A 15,880-nucleotide genomic window follows, 5' to 3' on the forward strand; every position below is an offset into this window, starting at 1 on the left:
CATGGCGCTGACGCTGGCATCGCGGGCGCCGATTCAGTCATCGCGGGCGCCGCTGCTGTCATCGCGGGCTTGACCCGCAATCCAGTGCCCCTGCCTGTCCCGCGCGCCCCCTGGATTCCGGCCTTCGCCGGAATGACAGCCCTGTCTGCCCGTCATTGCGGGCTCGACCCGCAATCCAGCGCCCATGCCTGTCCTTGCGCCACCTGGATTCCGGCCTTCGCCGGAATGACAGCTCTGTCTGCCTGTCATTGCGGGCTCGACCCGCAATCCAGTGCCCATGCCTGTCCGCGCGCCATGCCCCCTTCGAAGCGCCGCCTGGACTCCGGCCTTCGCCGGAACGACAGGCGTCAGAGGTCCTTCGGCCTGAACACCAGGATCATCGACGACGGCACCCGGCCGTCGACGTCGCGCGGGAAGGCCTCGGTGCGGTCGATCGCGCGCAGCACCGCGTCGTCCCAGCTGCGCACGCCACTGGGCTTGGCCAGCCGACGGCCGACGATGGTGCCGTCCGGGGCGAGCCGCACCTCGACTTCGGCGCTCGGGTTGCCCGGCACGTCGTCGGTGAAGACGATGTTGGGCTTGACGCGCGCGCGCACGCGGCCGGCGTAGCTGTTCGAGGGCCCGGACGACTGCAGCGCGGTGCCGGTGGCGCCGGGCTGGCCGGTGGCGCCGGCCAGACCCTGGATACGCTTGAGGTTCTCCTCGCGCAGCTTGGCCATGCGCTCTTCCTGATGCTGCCTGGCCTTGGCCTTGGCCTGCTCGTCCCGCTTGCGGTCCTCGGCGGCCTTCTTCGCCTGCTGCTGCTCCTCGCGCTTCTTGTCCTCGGCGGCCTTGCGGGCCTGCTCCTGCTTCTGCAGTTCGTCCTGGCGCTTCTTCTCGGCCAGCTTCTTCTGCCGCTCGGCCTCTTCCTGCTCGCGCCGTGCCTGCTCCCGCGCCTGCCGTTCCTTCTCGCGCTCCAGGGCGATGTCGGCGTCGCTCTTTTGCGGCGGCGCCGGCGGCTGCACGACGGGCTTCTCGACCGGCGGCGGTGGTGGTGGGGGCGGCGGGGCTTCCACCGGCTTGGGCGCGGCCTGCTGCACCGTGGGCGACCACAGCTCGGCCTCGACCGAGATGGTGTTGTCGTCGCGCTGCCAGTTCAGGCCGAAGCTCAGCGCCAGCACCAGCAGCAGGTGGGCGACCAGCGCGATCGCCAGCGACCGCAGCAGCCCGCCTTCGGGCGGCGGGGTGAACTCGGGACGATCCGAGACCGCCTGCATCGCTTCAGCGCGCAAGTTGCACCGACAGGCCCACGCGCTGCACGCCGGCGCGCTGCAGGGTGTCCATGACCTTCACGACGATCTCGTACTTCACGCTGCGGTCGGCGCTGATGACCACCGCGGTGGAGCCGGCCGGTTTGCCGGCCTGCGCCGCCAGGACGGCCGCGGCCAGTCCGGCCGCCGTGACCTTGGAGGACTGGTCGCCGTTCTTGAGCTCCAGTGCCTCGTCCTTGCCGATCACCACCTCGATCTTCTGGTCGGGGACGCGGCTGGCCTTGCCGACGCTGGGCAGGTCGATCAGGCTGGGCGTGATCAGCGGCGCCGTGACCATGAAGATGATCAGCAGCACCAGCATGACGTCGATGAACGGGACCATGTTGATCTCGTTGATCGTGCGGCGGCCGCGGCCGCGGGTGGCGACGGACGGCATCAGTGCCCCGCGGTGGACGCGGGCGAGGCGACCGCGCCGATGTTGCGTTGCAGGATGTTGGAGAACTCCTCGATGAAGGTCTCCAGCTTGATGGCCACGCGGTCGATGTCGCGCGCGAAGCGGTTGTAGGCGACGACCGCCGGGATGGCCGAGAACAGGCCGATGGCGGTGGCGACCAGCGCCTCCGCGATGCCGGGCGCCACGGTGGCGAGCGTCACCTGCTGCAGGCTGCCCAGGCCGGTGAAGGCGTGCATGATGCCCCACACGGTGCCGAACAGGCCCACGTAGGGCGAGACGGAGCCGACCGACGCCAGGAACGACAGGTGCGATTCGACGGCGTCGACCTCGCGCTGGTAGCTCGCGCGCATGGCGCGGCGCGCCCCGTCGAGGAGCGTCCCGGCGTCCTGGATGCGGCGTTCGCGCAGCTTCTGGTACTCGCGCATGCCGCTGGCGAAGATGCGTTCCATCGGCCCGGCCAGCTTGGCGTTGGAGGCGGCCGAGGCAAATAGCTCGTTCAGGCTGGTGCCGGACCAGAATTCGCGCTCGAAGTCCTCGTTCAGCGCCTTGACGCGCTTGAGCGCGAACAGCTTGCCGAAGATGGCGGCCCAGCTCGCGATGGACACGCCCACCAGCAGCAGCATGACCGCCTGCACCACCCAGCTGGCTCCCAGCACGAGTTGCAGGATCGACAGGTCGTGGTTCATCGGTTGAGTGTCTCCAGGATCATGGCGGGGATTCTCGCAGGCCGCAGGGTGGCCGCGTCGACCCATCCGATGCGGATGGTGCCTTCGGCCGCCGGCGTGCCCGCGGGCTGCAGCAAGGCCTGCTGGCGGATCACCAGCGAGGCACGGCCTGACTCTTGGAGCTCGGCCGTCACGGAAAGTTCATCGTCCAGGCGCGCCGGCTGCAGGTAGCGCACGGACGTGTCCGAGACCACGAACATGCCGCCCGTGCTGGCGCGCAGCTCGCTTTGCGCGATGCCCAGCGAGCGCAGCCACTCGGTGCGGGCCCGCTCGAAGAACTTGAGGTAGTTGGCGTAGAAGACGATGCCGCCGGCGTCGGTGTCTTCCCAGTAGACGCGGATGGGAAAGCGGAACGCCATCAGGGCGCCATCTCCCGCAGGCGGCGCACGGCCTCCTGCAGCTGCTCCATGCTGCTGGCGGTGGAAAAGCGCACGAAGCGCGCCGTGTCGGCGCTGCCGAAGTCGCGCCCCGGCGTGACCGCCACGTGCGCTCGCTTCATCACCTCGAAGGCGAACTCCCAGCTGCCCGGCAGGCCCAGGCGGCGGCACCAGTCGGAACAGTCGGCCCAGGCGTAGAAGGCGCCGTCCGGCATCACCGGCACCGTGAGCCCGAGCTCGTTCAGCGCCGGGATGAACCAGTCGCGCCGCGCCTTGAATTCGGCACGGCGGCGCTCGTACTCGGCGATGCTGGCCGGCTCGAAGCAGGCGAGGGCGGCGTGCTGCGCGATCGTGCTCGGGCAGATGAACAGGTTCTGCGCCAGGCGCTCGATCACGGGCACCAGCGCCTCGGGCACGACCAGCCAGCCCAGGCGCCAACCGGTCATGTTGAAGTACTTGGAGAAGCTGTTGATGCTCACCACGCTGTCGTCCAGCGCCAGCGCGGAGTGGCCGAAGCGGTCGTCGTGCGACAGCCCCAGGTAGATCTCGTCCACCATCGTGATGCCGTCGCGCGCGCGCACCACCTCGTGGATGCGGCGCAGCTCCTGCGGGTCGATCGAGGTGCCGGTGGGGTTGGACGGCGAAGCGAGCAGCACGCCGCGGGTGCGCGGGCCCCAGTGGGCCTGCACGGCGGCGGCGGACAGCTGGAAGCGCTCGGCCGCCGTGGTGGGCACCAGCACCGCGTTGCCGTCCGCCGCGCTGACGAAATGCCGGTTGCACGGGTAGCTGGGGTCCGGCATCAGGATCTCGTCGCCGGCCTCGACCAGCGCCAGGCAGGCCAGCTGCAGAGCCGCGGAGGCGCCGGCGGTGACGACGATGCGCCGCGCCGGCACCCGCAGGCCGAAGCGCTGCGCGTACCAGTCGCTGATGCGCTCGCGCAGCGGCGCCAGGCCGGTGGCGTCGGTGTACTGCGTGCGGCCGGCCCGCACGGCGCGCTCGGCGGCTTCCTGCACCAGCGGCGGGGCGGTGAAGTCCGGCTCGCCGATGTTGAGGAACACCATCGGCCGGTCGCTGCCCGCCACTTCGCGCGCGAGCTGCGAGGCGGCCTTGGCCACCTCCATCACGTAGAACGGCTCGATGCGCTCGGCGCGGCGGGCGATGCGCATCACGGGCGCGCCTTCCCCGCGGCCTTGTCGGCCTCGACCTCGACGCTGCGCAGCCGGGGCGCCAGGCCGTTGAGCACGGCGTTGACGTACTTGTGGCCGTCGGTGCCGCCGAATTCCTTGGCCAGCTCGATGCACTCGTTGAGCACCACGCGCCACGGCACGTCCGGGGCGTGCATGAATTCGTAGGCGCCGATCCACATCACCGCGTGCTCGATGGGCGAGATCTCCTGCAGCTTGCGGTCCAGCAGCGGCACGATCAGCGCGTCGAGCGCCTCGCCGTCGCGGATGCAGCCGTGCAGCAGCGCGTCGTAGTGGACCGAATCGGCCTTGTGGAAGCCGGCCAGGTCGCGCGTGAAGTGGTCGATGGCCTGCGCGTCGTTGTGGCCCACCAGGTGCTGGTACAGGGCCTGCAGCGCGAATTCGCGGGCGCGGGTGCGGGCCGACTTGGCCGAGGCCTTGCGGGCGCCGGTGGCGGTGCGGCCCGGCTGGCGGGGCGGAAGGTCGGGGCGGTCCGTCATCCGAGCGTTTCCAGCAGGTTGGCCATCTCGACGACCACGCGCGCGGCGTCGACGCCCTTGTCGGTCTGGCGCGCGACCGCCTGCTCGAGGTTCTCGGTGGTGAGGATCACGTTGGCCACCGGCAGCTGGTGGTCCAGCGCCACCCGCGTCACGCCGGCGGCCGACTCGTTGGCCACCAGCTCGAAGTGGTAGGTCTCGCCGCGGATCACGCAGCCCAGGGCGACCAGCGCGTCGTAGCGGTCCTTCTCGGCCATCGCCTGCAGGGCGACCGGGATCTCCAGCGCGCCGGGCACGAGCACGTGGTCGATGTCCTGGTCCTGCACGCCCAGCCGGGCGAGCTCGCCCTTGCACGCCTGCGCGAGCGCATTCGTGATGCTCTCGTTGAAGCGGGCCTGCACGATGCCGATCGTGAGGCCCTTGCCGTCCAGGCGGTCGGCCTTGCCTTTCTCTGCGCCAAACATGGATGTCCTTCTTGATTACTGGGTCGGGGGGGCGAGGTGGGCGGCGATCTCCAGCCCGTAGCCCGCCATGCTGGGCAGGCGGCGCGGCGTGCCCATCAGGGTCATGCGGTGCACGCCGCAGTCGCGCAGGATCTGCGCGCCGATGCCGTAGGTGCGCAGGTCCATGCGGCCGCGCTCGGGCGCTTGCGCCGAGCGGGCGCGGCCCTCGAACTGCGCCAGCAACTGATCGGGCGCCTCGCCGCAGTTGAGCAGCACGCACACGCCCTTGCCGGCCGCCGCGATGTGGCGCAGGCTGGCGTCCAGGCTCCACGAGTGCATGCCGCGGCCGGTCTCCAGCGCGTCGAGCACCGACAGCGGCTCGTGCACGCGCACCGCCACCGCTTCCTGCGGATCCCACTCGCCCAGCACCAGGGCCAGGTGCAGGCCCTGGCTGGGCTTGTCCTTCCAGGCATGGGCGGTGAACGTGCCGTACGCCGTGTGCATCGGCCGGGAGCCGACCTTGTGCACCAGCGACTCGTGGCGGCTGCGGTATTCGATCAGGTCGGCGATGGTGCCGATCTTCAGGCCGTGCTCGGCGGCGAAGCGCTGCAGGTCCGGCAGGCGCGCCATCGTGCCGTCGTCCTTCATCACCTCGCAGATCACCGAGGCGGGCGTCAGGCCCGCCATGCCGGCCAGGTCGCAGCCGGCCTCGGTGTGCCCGGCGCGCATCAGCACGCCGCCGTCCACCGCCTGCAGCGGGAAGATGTGGCCCGGCTGGACCAGGTCCTCGGGGCGGGCGTGGCGCGCCACCGCCGCCTGCACCGTGCGGGCGCGGTCGGCGGCGGAGATGCCGGTGGTCACGCCCTCGGCGGCCTCGATCGACACCGTGAACGCGGTGCCCATCTTGGTGCCGTTGCGCGCCACCATGGGCGGCAGGCGCAGGCGCTCGCAGTGCTCGCGCGTGAGCGTCAGGCAGACCAGGCCGCGGCCGAACCGGGCCATGAAGTTGATCGCCTCGGGCGTGACGTGGTCGGCCGCCAGCACCAGGTCGCCCTCGTTCTCGCGGTCCTCCTCGTCGACCAGGATCACCATGCGCCCGGCGCGCAGCTCGGCGACGATGTCCTCGACGGGGGAGATGCCCACCGGCTCGTTCGGCTTGCTCATGCGGCCACCTTCTGCGCCGCGGCGCCCAGCATGCGCTCGACGTAGCGCGCGATCAGGTCGATCTCGAGATTCACCCGGCTGCCGGCGCGCAGCGCGTGCAGGGCGGTGTTCTCGATCGTGTGGGGAATCAGGTTGATGCTCATCTCGCAGCCCTCGGGCATGTCGCGCACCGTGTTGACGGTGAGGCTGGCGCCGTTGACGGTGACCGAGCCCTTGTAGGCGAGGTACTTGCCGAGCGAGGCGGGCGCCAGGATGCGCAGCTCGTGGCTCTCGCCCACCGGCGCGAAATGGGTGACGGTGCCGATGCCGTCCACGTGCCCCGAGACGATGTGGCCGCCCAGGCGGTCGTGCGCGCGCAGCGCCTTCTCGAGGTTGACGGGGCCGGGCTCGACCAGGCCGCTGGTCTTGTCCAGCGATTCGGCGGAGACGTCGACGGTGAAGGCGCGGCGGGCGTCGTCCAGGCTGGTGACGGTCATGCAGGCGCCGTTGAGCGCGATGCTGTCCCCCAGTGCGACGTCGTCCAGGTAACCCGCGGGTGGCTCGACGGTGATCCGCTTGCCGTGCCGGCTGCTGGCGCCGAGGTCGTGGACGGCGGCGATGCGCCCCACGCCGGTGATGATTCCGGTGAACATCCCGGCATTTTCGCAGGGATTGGACCCGTCCTTCAGGGAGAACCCTGAGAACCGTCCCCACGCGTGGTCGCCCGGGCGACCACGCGCAGGTCGGGGCCGACCCGGTCGACGGCGGTGAACGCCAGCGGCACGGCCTCGTCCAGCCCGGCGAGCGGCCCGAAACTGGCGATGCCCAGGCCCTGCCCGAGCAGCTTGGGCGCCAGGTAGACCAGCCACTCGTCGACCAGCCCCTCGCGCACCAGCGAGCCATTGAGCTTGAAGCCGGCCTCCACGTGCAGCTCGTTGACCTCGCGCCGCGCCAGGTCGCGCAGCATCGCCGCCAGGTCGACCTTGCCGCGCGGATCGGGCAGCACGACCACCTCGGCGCCGCGGGCCTCCAGTTCGGCCCGGCGGGGCGAATCGGGCACGGCGCAATAGATCCGCAGGCGCCTGCCCGGCTGGAACAGGCGCGCCTGCGTGGGCACCTCGAGCCGGCTGTCCACCAGCACGAGGTCGGGCTGGCGCGGCGCGTCCACCAGCCGCGCGTCCAGCCGCGGGTCGTCCTCCAGCACGGTGCCGATGCCGGTGAGCACCGCGGTGGCGCGGGCGCGCCAGGCGTGGCCGTCGGCCCGGGCCGCCTCGGAGGTGATCCACTGGCTGCGCCCGTCGTCCAGGGCCGTCTTGCCGTCCAGCGAGGCGGCCACCTTCAGCCGCACCCACGGCCGCCCGCGCTCCATGCGGCTGAAGAAGCCGGGATTGAGCTCGCGCGTCTGCGCCTCGCCCGGGCCGACCTCCACCTGCACGCCGGCGGCCCGCAGCCGCTCGAAGCCGCGGCCGGCGACCTGCGGGTTGGGATCGGTGCAGCTGGCCACCACGCGGGCGATGCCCGCGGCGGCCAGCGCGTCGCAGCAGGGGCCGGTGCGGCCGTGGTGGGCGCAGGGTTCCAGGGTGACGTAGGCGGTCGCGCCGCGCACCGGGCGGCCGGCGGCGGCGGCGTCCTGCAGGGCGGCGACCTCGGCGTGGGGGCCGCCGGCGCGCTGGGTGTGGCCCTGGCCGAGGACGGCGCCGTCGGGCCCGACGATCACGCAGCCCACGCGGGGATTGGGCTCGGACAGGCCCACGGCGCGCTGGGCGAGGGCCAGGGCCTGGAGCATGGGAGGGGGCAGGTCCATGGGCCGATTGTCCCCGACGGCCGGGCAGGCGCCGCCACTTGGCGCACCGGGGCCACCGATTGTCGGGCTGGGCCGCGGCCCGGGGCGGCGCACCCTTATGGTTCAGCCTGCGAAAAAAGCGGGCAAGGAGCGGGCGACCATGTCGAAGAAGGCAGCAGCGGGATTCACCCTGATCGAGCTGATGATCACGGTGGCCATCATCGCCATCCTCGCGGCGGTGGCCTACCCCTCGTATGCCAAGTACATCGCGCGCGGCAAGCGCTCGGCGGCCCAGTCGTTCATGATGAACGCGCAGGCCAAGGAAGAGCAGTACATGCTCAATGCGCGGTCGTACTTCGACATCGACAACGCCACGGCCGGCAAGCGCTGGACCGACAAGGGCATCACCGTGCCCGCCGACGTCTCCGCCAACTACACCGTCACGGTGGACCTGGTCGCCGGCCCGCCGCCCGGCTACACCATCACCGCCACCCCCAAAGCCGGGCAGGCGACCAACGACGCCGCCTGCGGCACCCTGACCCTGACCAACACCGGGGTCAAGTCGGTCTCCGGCACGAGCGCCAAGTGCTGGTGAGCATGATGCGCGCCACTCCGTCCTGCCCGCGGCGCCAGCGTGGCTTCACGCTGATCGAACTGCTGGTGGTGATGACCGTGGCCGTCGTCATGCTCGGCATCGCCGTGCCGTCGTTCAAGAACTTCGTCGCCAGCCAGCGCGTGAAGTCGGCCGCCTACAACGTCAACACTTCGTTCCTGATGGCCCGCAGCGAGGCCGTCAAGCGCAACCGGGCCGTCACCATCACGCCCAACGGCGGCAACTGGGCGGCCGGCTGGACCGTCAAGGACCTCTCGGCCGGCGTCACGCTGGTGGAGCAGGGCGCCGCCAGCGACCTGACGATGACCGGTCCCGCGACCGTGGTCTTCCAGAACACCGGGCGGGTGGCCGCCAGGAGCCAGGTGGAGCTGACCAGCGCGGTCGCCGCCGGCTACAAGCGATGCGTCACCGTGGACCTCACGGGCGTGCCCGCCACCACCAACGGAGCCTGCACGTGAGCCGCCGCCGTCCTCCGATGCGCCGCCGGCAGGCGGGCGCGACGCTGATCGAGATCCTGGTCTCGCTGGTGATCCTGATGGTCGGCCTGCTGGGCCTGATCGGCGTGATGGTGCAGAGCCAGCGCGCGCAGCTCGAGTCGTACCAGCGCGTGCAGGCGCTGCTGCTGGTGCAGGACATGGCCTCGCGCATCAATGCCAACCGGGGGGCCGCCGACTGCTATTCGCAGCCCGCAGCGCTGGGCACCGGCCATGCGGGCGCGATCGCCACCCCCAACTGCACGCTGCCCAACACGGACTTGCGCCAGCAGCGCGCCGTGGCCGACATGACCGAGTGGCAGAACACCCTGCTGGGCGCCGCCGAGAACAACGGCGCCAACGTGGGCGGCATCCTGTCCGCGCGTGGCTGCATCACCAAGGACGCCGCGACCGGCATCTACCAGGTGGCCGTCGCCTGGCAGGGCGTGCAGGCTGTCGGCGCACCGTCGGCGGGCATCGCCTGCGGCAATGGCCAGTACGGCGCCGACGATGCCCAGCGCCGCGCCGTCAGCATCACTGTCCTGCCCGGGACCACGAGCTGAACATGCGGCGCTTCCCGAACCTCTCCACAGCGCCGCGGCGTGCCCAGCACGGCCTGACGCTGATCGAATTCATGGTCTCGATCACGCTGGGCATGATCATGGTGGCCGCGCTCGCGACCCTGATCGCCGACCAGAGCGCCAACCGCGCCGAGGTCGACCGCAGCGGCCGCATGATCGAGAACGGCCGCTATGCCATCCGCACGCTCGCGGAGGAACTGCAGATGGCCGGCTACTGGGGCGAGCTGACCGCGTCTCCCGCTTCTCCGGCGGCCATGCCCGACCCGTGCACGACCACCGTTGCCAGCCTGACCGATGCGATGGCGCTGCACGTGCAGGGCTACTCGCCGCCGGCCGCAGCCGCGAAGCCCGGCTACAACGCAAACACCAACGCCCCTGTCGCGCTCGCCTGTCTGGCCAATCGCCGCCCTGGCACCGACGTCCTCGTGGTGCGCCGCGTCGATCCGGACAGCAGCGATGTCGAGACCGCCGGCGTGGTCGACGCCGCCAAGGTCAAGGCCAACCAGGTGTACCTGCAGACCGGCATCAACGCCGCCTCGGGCTCGGCGTTCACCTCGGTGCTGGACAAGGGCTCCAACTTCGCCAATTTCGTCCTGAAGAAGAAGGACAAGACGACCACGGCGGCGCTGCGCAAGTTCATCGTCCGCATCTACTACGTGACGGATTGCAGCGTGTGCTCGGGCGCGTCGGCCGACACCATTCCGTCGCTCAAGATGCGCGAGCTGGACGACACCGGCGCGCTGGGCAGCGCAGTCACCCTGGCCGAAGGCGTGGAGAACCTGCAGGTCGACTACGGCGTGGATTCCGACGGCGACGGCGCGCCCGACGGCGGCGATGTCGAGGGCATCGCGCTGGACCAGGCCACCTGGCCGAACGTCATGAGCCTGCGCTTGAACCTCCTGGTGCGCTCGCTGGAGAAATCGCCCGGCTACGCCGACGACAAGACCTACGCGATGGGCACCGCCGGCACCGTGGCCGCCACCGGCGACGGCTACAAGCGGCATGCCTTCACCCAGGCCGTGCGCCTGGTCAACCCGAGCGCCCGGAGGATGCCGTGACCGCCGCCCGCACCGTGTCCCGCCAGCGCGGCATGACCCTGGTGATCGCCCTGGTCATGCTGGCCGTCCTGAGCCTGCTGGTCGTCTCGGCCATCCGCTTCGGCCTGGTGAACCTGAAGATCTCCGGCAACGTGCAGACCGAGGCCGAAGCAGCCGCCGCCGCGCAGGTGGCGGTGGAGAAAAAGGTCCTGGAAATCGCTGCCTCTCCCAACATCAGCGCGATCGCGGCGGCGCCGCAGACCACGGTGTCGACCGGTGGCACCACGTACAAGGTGGATGTCGCCAAGCCGTCGTGCGTGTTCACCAAGAACATCCTGAATGCGGAGCTGGATCCTTCCAAGGCGGCCGACCAGATGTGCTTCGACGGCGCCGACAGCGACGTGCTCGTCGACGCGAGCGGAAACCCGACGTCCAAGCCGACGGCGTGCAAGCAGCAGCAATGGGACATCGCGGCCTCGGTGGCCGACGCCGGCAGCGGCGCGCAGGTGACCGTGCTGCAGGGGGTGGCCGTGCGCGTCAGCGCCGCGGTGTCCTGCCCCTGACCTTTCGGAGTTGACTCCATGATCAACAAGACGATCCTGCGATCCCTGCTGGCCGCGTTCGCGCTGCTGCTGGCGGCGTTCACCTCGCAACTGCATGCCGAGGACATCGACGTCTACGTCGACAACGCGACCTCGACCATCGCGCCGAACGTGCTGTTCGTGATCGACAACAGCTCCAACCTGGCGGCCACGTGGGGCGGCGGGGGCTGCGCGGGCTACGCGGACGGCAGCGGCGCGCCTTCCCTGGGCACCGGCACCGCGGGCGGCATCGTGCAATGCGCGCTCGTGGATGCGATCGCCACCCTGCCGGATGCCGGCATGAACATCGGCATCATGGCTGGCAACGCCAACAACTTCGGCACCGACAAGGGCTGCATCAACAGCGACGGTGGCTGCCTGCTGTACCCGCTGACCAACATGACGCCGGCCGCCAAGACGGCCATGATCGCCTTCATCAAGAGCTGGGTGAAGCAGAACTCGGGCTCCGGCGGCCAGTACCCCTTCACCGTGCAGAGCGTCGGCTCGGCCGGGATGATGCAGGAGGCGTGGGCCTACTACAACGGCGCCCGAGGCGTGTCGGGCCGTTCCTATGCCACCAACTTCCTCAAGCAGGACTGCCAGAAGAACTTCGCCATCTTCATCGGCAACACCGACAAGTCGACGGTCAACACCGATGTCGCCACCAACGTCGAACTCGACAGGGCGCGCCAGTTCGTGGGCGACCCGGACGGCAAGTACGCGTACCTGAGCACCAAGATCGTGTCGCCATCGTCGGTGAAGTTCGATCCGACTCCCATCTGCGGGACGCCCGGCGTTGCGTCCGTGCCGGTGGGCAGCAACGCCAACGACTGGTCGGAGAACTGGGCCGACGAATGGGCGCGGCTGATGCAGACGCTGGACGGCGGCAAGAGCGATATGGCCGGCGCCCAGAACATCACCACGTACACGATCGGCATCCTCGACAACACCAGCAACACCTGCGCCAACAACGCCGGGACGCCGGCGCTCCTGCAGTCGATGGCGAACTACGGGGGCGGCAAGGCCTTCCGCGTGAGCAGCGCAGCCGAGATTGCCGATGCCCTGGGCCGAACCCTCAACGAGGTGCAGGCCGTCAACAGCGTGTTCTCGTCCGCTTCGCTCCCGGTCTCGGTGAACGCCGAGGGCAGTTACCTGAACCAGATTTTCCTGGGCATGTTCCGCCCGGACGGCAGCGGCGTGCCGCGCTGGATGGGCAACCTCAAGCAATACCAACTGGCCCGGATCAACGGCCAACTGGTGATGGCCGACGCGCAGAAGCCGAACCCGCAGGCGGCCATCAGCTCGGCTGGCACCGGCTTCCTGGCGCCCACGGCCGTGAGCTTCTGGACGGCGAAGGACCCTACCACGATGCCCGACTCGATCGGGGGCTTCTTCAAGAACGATCCCAAGGGCACGCCGGTGACGAACTTCGATTCGCCGGATGGTGAAGTGGTGGAAAAGGGCGGGGTCGCGCAGCAGCTGCGGCTGGAGAGCCTCACCAAGAGCTTCACCGGGGCCGGCGGCACGGCCGGCAATCCGCGCCGGCTGTACACGTATTGCCCGGGCGGCGGCAGCTCGTGCAATCCGCTGCTGGCGCACTCGAGCAACGACTTCTCGGACGCCAACACTGCCCTGACTGCGTCGATGTTCGGCGACACCACCAGCATCGCCATCCAGTCCATCACGCGGGACACCACGGGCGGGAACACGGCGACCGTCACGACGTCGGTGAACCACGGGATGGCCGCCGGCACCACGCCGAGCGTCACGATCAGCGGCAACACGCAGAGCGTGTTCAACGTGACGCAGTCCATCACGGTGACCGGCAGCAAGACGTTCAAGATCAGCAACATCCCGCTGAACCCGCCGACGACGAACACCGGCACCTTCTCGTTCTCCGTGACGTCATCGCCGTTGACGGTCACGAAGCTGGTCCGCACCACCGGCAGCGCCGGCGCAACGGAAACCGCGACCGCGACTGCTGCGGCGCACGGTTTCGACATGACGACCAACCTCGTGGTCTCCAACGTGGCCGACTCGGGGTTTGCCTACTCGGGCACGCCCTCGGCCGTGAGCACGAACACGTTCACCTACTCGGTGACGGTCAGCCCCCCGCCGACCAACGCGAACGCCTACCAGGTGGCGTTCGCGCCGGTGATCGCGAAGGGCGTGACGCTCTCGACCAGGAACGGCGTAATCACGGTGGACTACGCCTCCAGTCCCTACTTCACGGGCCAGAGCGTGGTGCTCGCCGGCAACGCGACCGCAGCCTGCAACGGCACCTTCAAGGTCACTGACAGGAAACAGCCGACGTTCACGGTGGCCGCGCCTGCCGGCGTGACCTGCTCCGGCAGTGCGACGGTCACGGTGGACACCACGCCGAAGGCGATCCCGGCAACGTGGCTCGGCCGCACCACTGACGGCATCGCCACGATCAAGAACCTGAGCGCCGCCGACAAGGAATTTTTCGGGATGACGGCGGGCGTCAGCGCGCCGGGCGTGAACATCACCTATGTGTCGGGCGGCGCGCAAGACGAAGCCAACTACCTGGCCAGCGGCGTGTCCCTGACCTGCACGACGAGCGGCTGCACGTATCCGATCACGGTGTCGCCGCCCGCCAGTACCTCGGCGCCTGCGGGCCTGACGATGCAGGTCGCCAAGCAGGGGGCGACGCAGACGGCGTCGGTGGGTGCCGGCCAGCTGAGCCGCGACGCCACCGGCCTCGCCAAGGTGACCGGGCTTCCCGCCAACATGTTCGCGGGGAATCCCAACGTCACCATCACCAGCGTGTCCGCACCTTCCAACGAGGCGGGCTATGCGGGACCGTACAAGCTGACCTGCCTGGACAGCGGCTGCACATCCGCCAACTACGGGCCGGTTCCTCTGACCCCGCAGACGGGCAGCGGCGGTACGGCGTTCTTCCGGGTTCCGGCCAACAAGGACGCCCTGGTGCGCTGGGTGCGCGGCCAGGACAACCAGGGCGATGAGAAGGGCCCGGACAGCACCCAGGTGTTCGTGCGGCCATCCATCCACGGCGACGTGCTGCACTCGCGCCCGCTGGTGATCAACTACGGGGACGACCGGGGCATCGTCGTGTACTACGGTGCGAACGACGGAGTCTTCCGCGCCGTCAATGGCAACCAGACCGCTGCGATCGCCCTCGGCGGAGGGGTGAACGTGCCGGCCGGCGGCGAGATCTGGGGGCTGGTCCTTCCGGAGCACTTCTCGCAGCTCGCGCGCCAGCGCAACAACTCGCCCGAGATCAAGTTCCCCACGACCTTCCTGTCGTCGGCCCTGCCCAAGGATTACTTCGTCGACGGCCCCACGGGCGTCTACCAGAAGCTGAACCCGAACGGCACGATCGCCAAGGCGATCATCTACCTGACGATGCGCCGCGGCGGGCGGTTCCTCTATGCGCTGGACGTCACCACGCCGTCGGCGCCGAAGTTCCTCTGGAAGATCAGCAACGCCTCCACCGGCTTCAGTGAACTGGGCCAGACCTGGTCGCGTCCTCGGTTGACTATCCTGCAGAACCGCCCGGGTCCGGTCCTGGTCTTCGGTGGCGGCTACGACACCGCGCAAGACCCGGAGCCGCCGGTCGCGGGCGATGCCAGCGGTCGAGGCATCTACATCGTCGATGCGGAATCCGGCGGTCTGGTGTGGAGCGCCACGCCGAGTTGCGGGACCTCCACGGACACCTGCCTCAACGTGCCGGGCCTGCTGTACGCCATCCCTTCGGAGGTGACGTTCGTCGACCGTGACAACAATGGGCGGACCGACAAGCTGTATTTCGGCGACCTGGGCGGCAACGTCTGGCGCGCCGACGTCGCGGACGCCGCGAAGCTCAACTGGAAGGTGACCCGCATCGCGGCGCTGGGCTGCGACACCGGCGCGCCCCCCGGCGCGGGACAGATGTGCACGACCGACGTGGACGTGAAGGCGGACGGCACCACGACCAGCAGCACGCAGTCGCGCACGCCCCGCAAGTTCTTCTTCGCGCCGACCGTGCTGACGGTCAAGCCGTCCACCGACAGCGAGTCCTACGACGCGGTGTCGATCGCATCGGGCGATCGCGAGCACCCGCTCAAGAGGACCGGTATCGGTACCTCATACAACGTGCGCGACCGCTTCTTCATGATCAAGGACAGGGGCACCAAGGTGAACCTGTCCGTGACTGCCGCGGATGGAACCGTCACCGTGCCGGCGCCGACGACCACGGTCGACGTCACCATGGCGCAGCTGTACAACGCGAACCCCTACGACGCCACCAGCGGCTACGTCCCCCGCGGGTACGCGGACTCCGCGACGAGCAAGGGCTTCTTCTACACGTTCCCGAACGCGGGCGAGAAGGCGGTGAACGCGCCCCAGGCGGTGAACGGCCTGATCTTCTTCGCGACCAACCGGCCGGTCGAGTCGGACAAGCAGTGCAAATCGAACCTGGGCGAGGCGATCGCGTACGCCGTCAGTCCGTTCACTGGAACAGTCGCAACCAACGTGCTGCAAGGCGGTGGATTGCCGCCCAGCGCGGTGAGCGGCCTGGTGCAGATCCAGAATTCGGACGGATCGACGACCCTGGAGAAGTTCTGCATCGGCTGTGGCTTGCCCAACGACAAGACGGGGGGCAACAACGGGACGACCTGCAACTCCGCGCTGGAGAACTGCAACGTGGGTGGCGACGTCAAGAAGAACCTGCGCCGCACCTACTGGTACAAGAAGTAGCGCGGCAGCGCCGGACGGCA

General features: G+C 69.7%; 16 protein-coding genes. 6 read left to right on the forward strand and 10 right to left on the reverse strand.

Going from position 1 to position 15,880, the window contains the following annotated elements; genetic code table 11:
• Positions 1–347: 347 nt before the first annotated feature.
• Genes tolA through ribD form a run of 10 tightly spaced genes read right to left on the reverse strand, consistent with a single transcriptional unit; the run spans position 348 to position 7,877 of the window.
• Complete coding sequence (tolA, locus tag AC3ANR_RS09275; protein WP_488291588.1) at positions 348–1,256, reverse strand: cell envelope integrity protein TolA; 909 nt, start codon at positions 1,254–1,256, stop codon at positions 348–350.
• A 4-nt stretch (positions 1,257–1,260) separates the two neighbouring features.
• On the reverse strand, positions 1,261–1,686 hold the full coding sequence (locus AC3ANR_RS09280; protein ID WP_488291589.1) for a biopolymer transporter ExbD: 426 nt from the start codon (positions 1,684–1,686) through the stop codon (positions 1,261–1,263).
• A complete protein-coding gene (gene tolQ, locus AC3ANR_RS09285) occupies positions 1,686–2,390 on the reverse strand; it encodes a protein TolQ (protein WP_488291590.1) in 705 nt (234 codons plus the stop codon). Before tolQ ends, AC3ANR_RS09280 begins: the two co-directional genes overlap by 1 nt.
• A complete protein-coding gene (gene ybgC / locus AC3ANR_RS09290) occupies positions 2,387–2,788 on the reverse strand; it encodes a tol-pal system-associated acyl-CoA thioesterase (protein WP_488291591.1) in 402 nt (133 codons plus the stop codon). Before ybgC ends, tolQ begins: the two co-directional genes overlap by 4 nt.
• Complete coding sequence (locus tag AC3ANR_RS09295; protein WP_488291592.1) at positions 2,788–3,972, reverse strand: pyridoxal phosphate-dependent aminotransferase; 1,185 nt, start codon at positions 3,970–3,972, stop codon at positions 2,788–2,790. The genes ybgC and AC3ANR_RS09295 overlap by 1 nt, the downstream gene beginning before the upstream one ends.
• Positions 3,972–4,490 carry a transcription antitermination factor NusB gene (nusB, locus tag AC3ANR_RS09300; RefSeq protein WP_488291593.1) on the reverse strand — a complete coding sequence of 173 codons (519 nt, stop codon included), beginning with the start codon at positions 4,488–4,490 and terminating at the stop codon, positions 3,972–3,974. Before nusB ends, AC3ANR_RS09295 begins: the two co-directional genes overlap by 1 nt.
• Positions 4,487–4,951, reverse strand: a complete 465-nt coding sequence (gene ribH, locus AC3ANR_RS09305; protein WP_488291594.1) for a 6,7-dimethyl-8-ribityllumazine synthase — start codon at positions 4,949–4,951, stop codon at positions 4,487–4,489. Before ribH ends, nusB begins: the two co-directional genes overlap by 4 nt.
• Before the next feature lie 15 nt (positions 4,952–4,966).
• Positions 4,967–6,094 carry a bifunctional 3,4-dihydroxy-2-butanone-4-phosphate synthase/GTP cyclohydrolase II gene (gene ribBA / locus AC3ANR_RS09310; protein WP_488291595.1) on the reverse strand — a complete coding sequence of 376 codons (1,128 nt, stop codon included), beginning with the start codon at positions 6,092–6,094 and terminating at the stop codon, positions 4,967–4,969.
• Positions 6,091–6,726, reverse strand: a complete 636-nt coding sequence (locus AC3ANR_RS09315) for a riboflavin synthase (RefSeq protein ID WP_488291596.1) — start codon at positions 6,724–6,726, stop codon at positions 6,091–6,093. The genes ribBA and AC3ANR_RS09315 overlap by 4 nt, the downstream gene beginning before the upstream one ends.
• A gap of 32 nt (positions 6,727–6,758) precedes the next feature.
• Positions 6,759–7,877, reverse strand: a complete 1,119-nt coding sequence (gene ribD, locus AC3ANR_RS09320) for a bifunctional diaminohydroxyphosphoribosylaminopyrimidine deaminase/5-amino-6-(5-phosphoribosylamino)uracil reductase RibD (protein ID WP_488291597.1) — start codon at positions 7,875–7,877, stop codon at positions 6,759–6,761.
• A 139-nt stretch (positions 7,878–8,016) separates the two neighbouring features.
• Between ribD and AC3ANR_RS09325 the strand changes: the two genes are divergently transcribed.
• Genes AC3ANR_RS09325 through AC3ANR_RS09350 form a run of 6 tightly spaced genes read left to right on the forward strand, consistent with a single transcriptional unit; the run spans position 8,017 to position 15,860 of the window.
• Entirely contained in the window at positions 8,017–8,451 is a 435-nt protein-coding gene (locus tag AC3ANR_RS09325; RefSeq protein WP_488291598.1) for a type IV pilin protein, read from the forward strand.
• A 5-nt stretch (positions 8,452–8,456) separates the two neighbouring features.
• The gene (locus AC3ANR_RS09330) at positions 8,457–8,927 is read left to right on the forward strand and encodes a GspH/FimT family pseudopilin (protein ID WP_488291599.1); all 471 of its coding nucleotides are present in this window, start codon (positions 8,457–8,459) and stop codon (positions 8,925–8,927) included.
• Positions 8,924–9,505, forward strand: a complete 582-nt coding sequence (gene pilV, locus AC3ANR_RS09335; protein ID WP_488291600.1) for a type IV pilus modification protein PilV — start codon at positions 8,924–8,926, stop codon at positions 9,503–9,505. Before AC3ANR_RS09330 ends, pilV begins: the two co-directional genes overlap by 4 nt.
• Positions 9,506–9,507: 2 nt before the next feature.
• Positions 9,508–10,581, forward strand: coding sequence for a PilW family protein (locus tag AC3ANR_RS09340; RefSeq protein WP_488291601.1), 1,074 nt, complete (start codon positions 9,508–9,510; stop codon positions 10,579–10,581).
• The gene (locus AC3ANR_RS09345) at positions 10,578–11,123 is read left to right on the forward strand and encodes a pilus assembly PilX family protein (RefSeq protein WP_488291602.1); all 546 of its coding nucleotides are present in this window, start codon (positions 10,578–10,580) and stop codon (positions 11,121–11,123) included. Before AC3ANR_RS09340 ends, AC3ANR_RS09345 begins: the two co-directional genes overlap by 4 nt.
• Positions 11,124–11,141: 18 nt before the next feature.
• Positions 11,142–15,860 (forward strand): pilus assembly protein, encoded by a 4,719-nt coding sequence (locus tag AC3ANR_RS09350; RefSeq protein WP_488291603.1) that lies wholly within the window; start codon positions 11,142–11,144, stop codon positions 15,858–15,860.
• The last annotated feature ends 20 nt before the right edge of the window (positions 15,861–15,880 follow it).

It is taken from the genome of Ramlibacter sp. JJN2-2R (genome assembly GCF_057747835.1).

Coding starts and splice junctions, on each gene's coding strand:
- tolA (WP_488291588.1), bottom strand. CDS start 1,256: ATGCAGGCGGTCTCGGATCGTCCCGAGTTCACCCCGCCGCCCGAAGGC.
- AC3ANR_RS09280 (WP_488291589.1), bottom strand. CDS start 1,686: ATGCCGTCCGTCGCCACCCGCGGCCGCGGCCGCCGCACGATCAACGAG.
- tolQ (WP_488291590.1), bottom strand. CDS start 2,390: ATGAACCACGACCTGTCGATCCTGCAACTCGTGCTGGGAGCCAGCTGG.
- ybgC (WP_488291591.1), bottom strand. CDS start 2,788: ATGGCGTTCCGCTTTCCCATCCGCGTCTACTGGGAAGACACCGACGCC.
- AC3ANR_RS09295 (WP_488291592.1), bottom strand. CDS start 3,972: ATGCGCATCGCCCGCCGCGCCGAGCGCATCGAGCCGTTCTACGTGATG.
- nusB (WP_488291593.1), bottom strand. CDS start 4,490: ATGACGGACCGCCCCGACCTTCCGCCCCGCCAGCCGGGCCGCACCGCC.
- ribH (WP_488291594.1), bottom strand. CDS start 4,951: ATGTTTGGCGCAGAGAAAGGCAAGGCCGACCGCCTGGACGGCAAGGGC.
- ribBA (WP_488291595.1), bottom strand. CDS start 6,094: ATGAGCAAGCCGAACGAGCCGGTGGGCATCTCCCCCGTCGAGGACATC.
- AC3ANR_RS09315 (WP_488291596.1), bottom strand. CDS start 6,726: ATGTTCACCGGAATCATCACCGGCGTGGGGCGCATCGCCGCCGTCCAC.
- ribD (WP_488291597.1), bottom strand. CDS start 7,877: ATGGACCTGCCCCCTCCCATGCTCCAGGCCCTGGCCCTCGCCCAGCGC.
- AC3ANR_RS09325 (WP_488291598.1), top strand. CDS start 8,017: ATGTCGAAGAAGGCAGCAGCGGGATTCACCCTGATCGAGCTGATGATC.
- AC3ANR_RS09330 (WP_488291599.1), top strand. CDS start 8,457: ATGCGCGCCACTCCGTCCTGCCCGCGGCGCCAGCGTGGCTTCACGCTG.
- AC3ANR_RS09340 (WP_488291601.1), top strand. CDS start 9,508: ATGCGGCGCTTCCCGAACCTCTCCACAGCGCCGCGGCGTGCCCAGCAC.
- AC3ANR_RS09350 (WP_488291603.1), top strand. CDS start 11,142: ATGATCAACAAGACGATCCTGCGATCCCTGCTGGCCGCGTTCGCGCTG.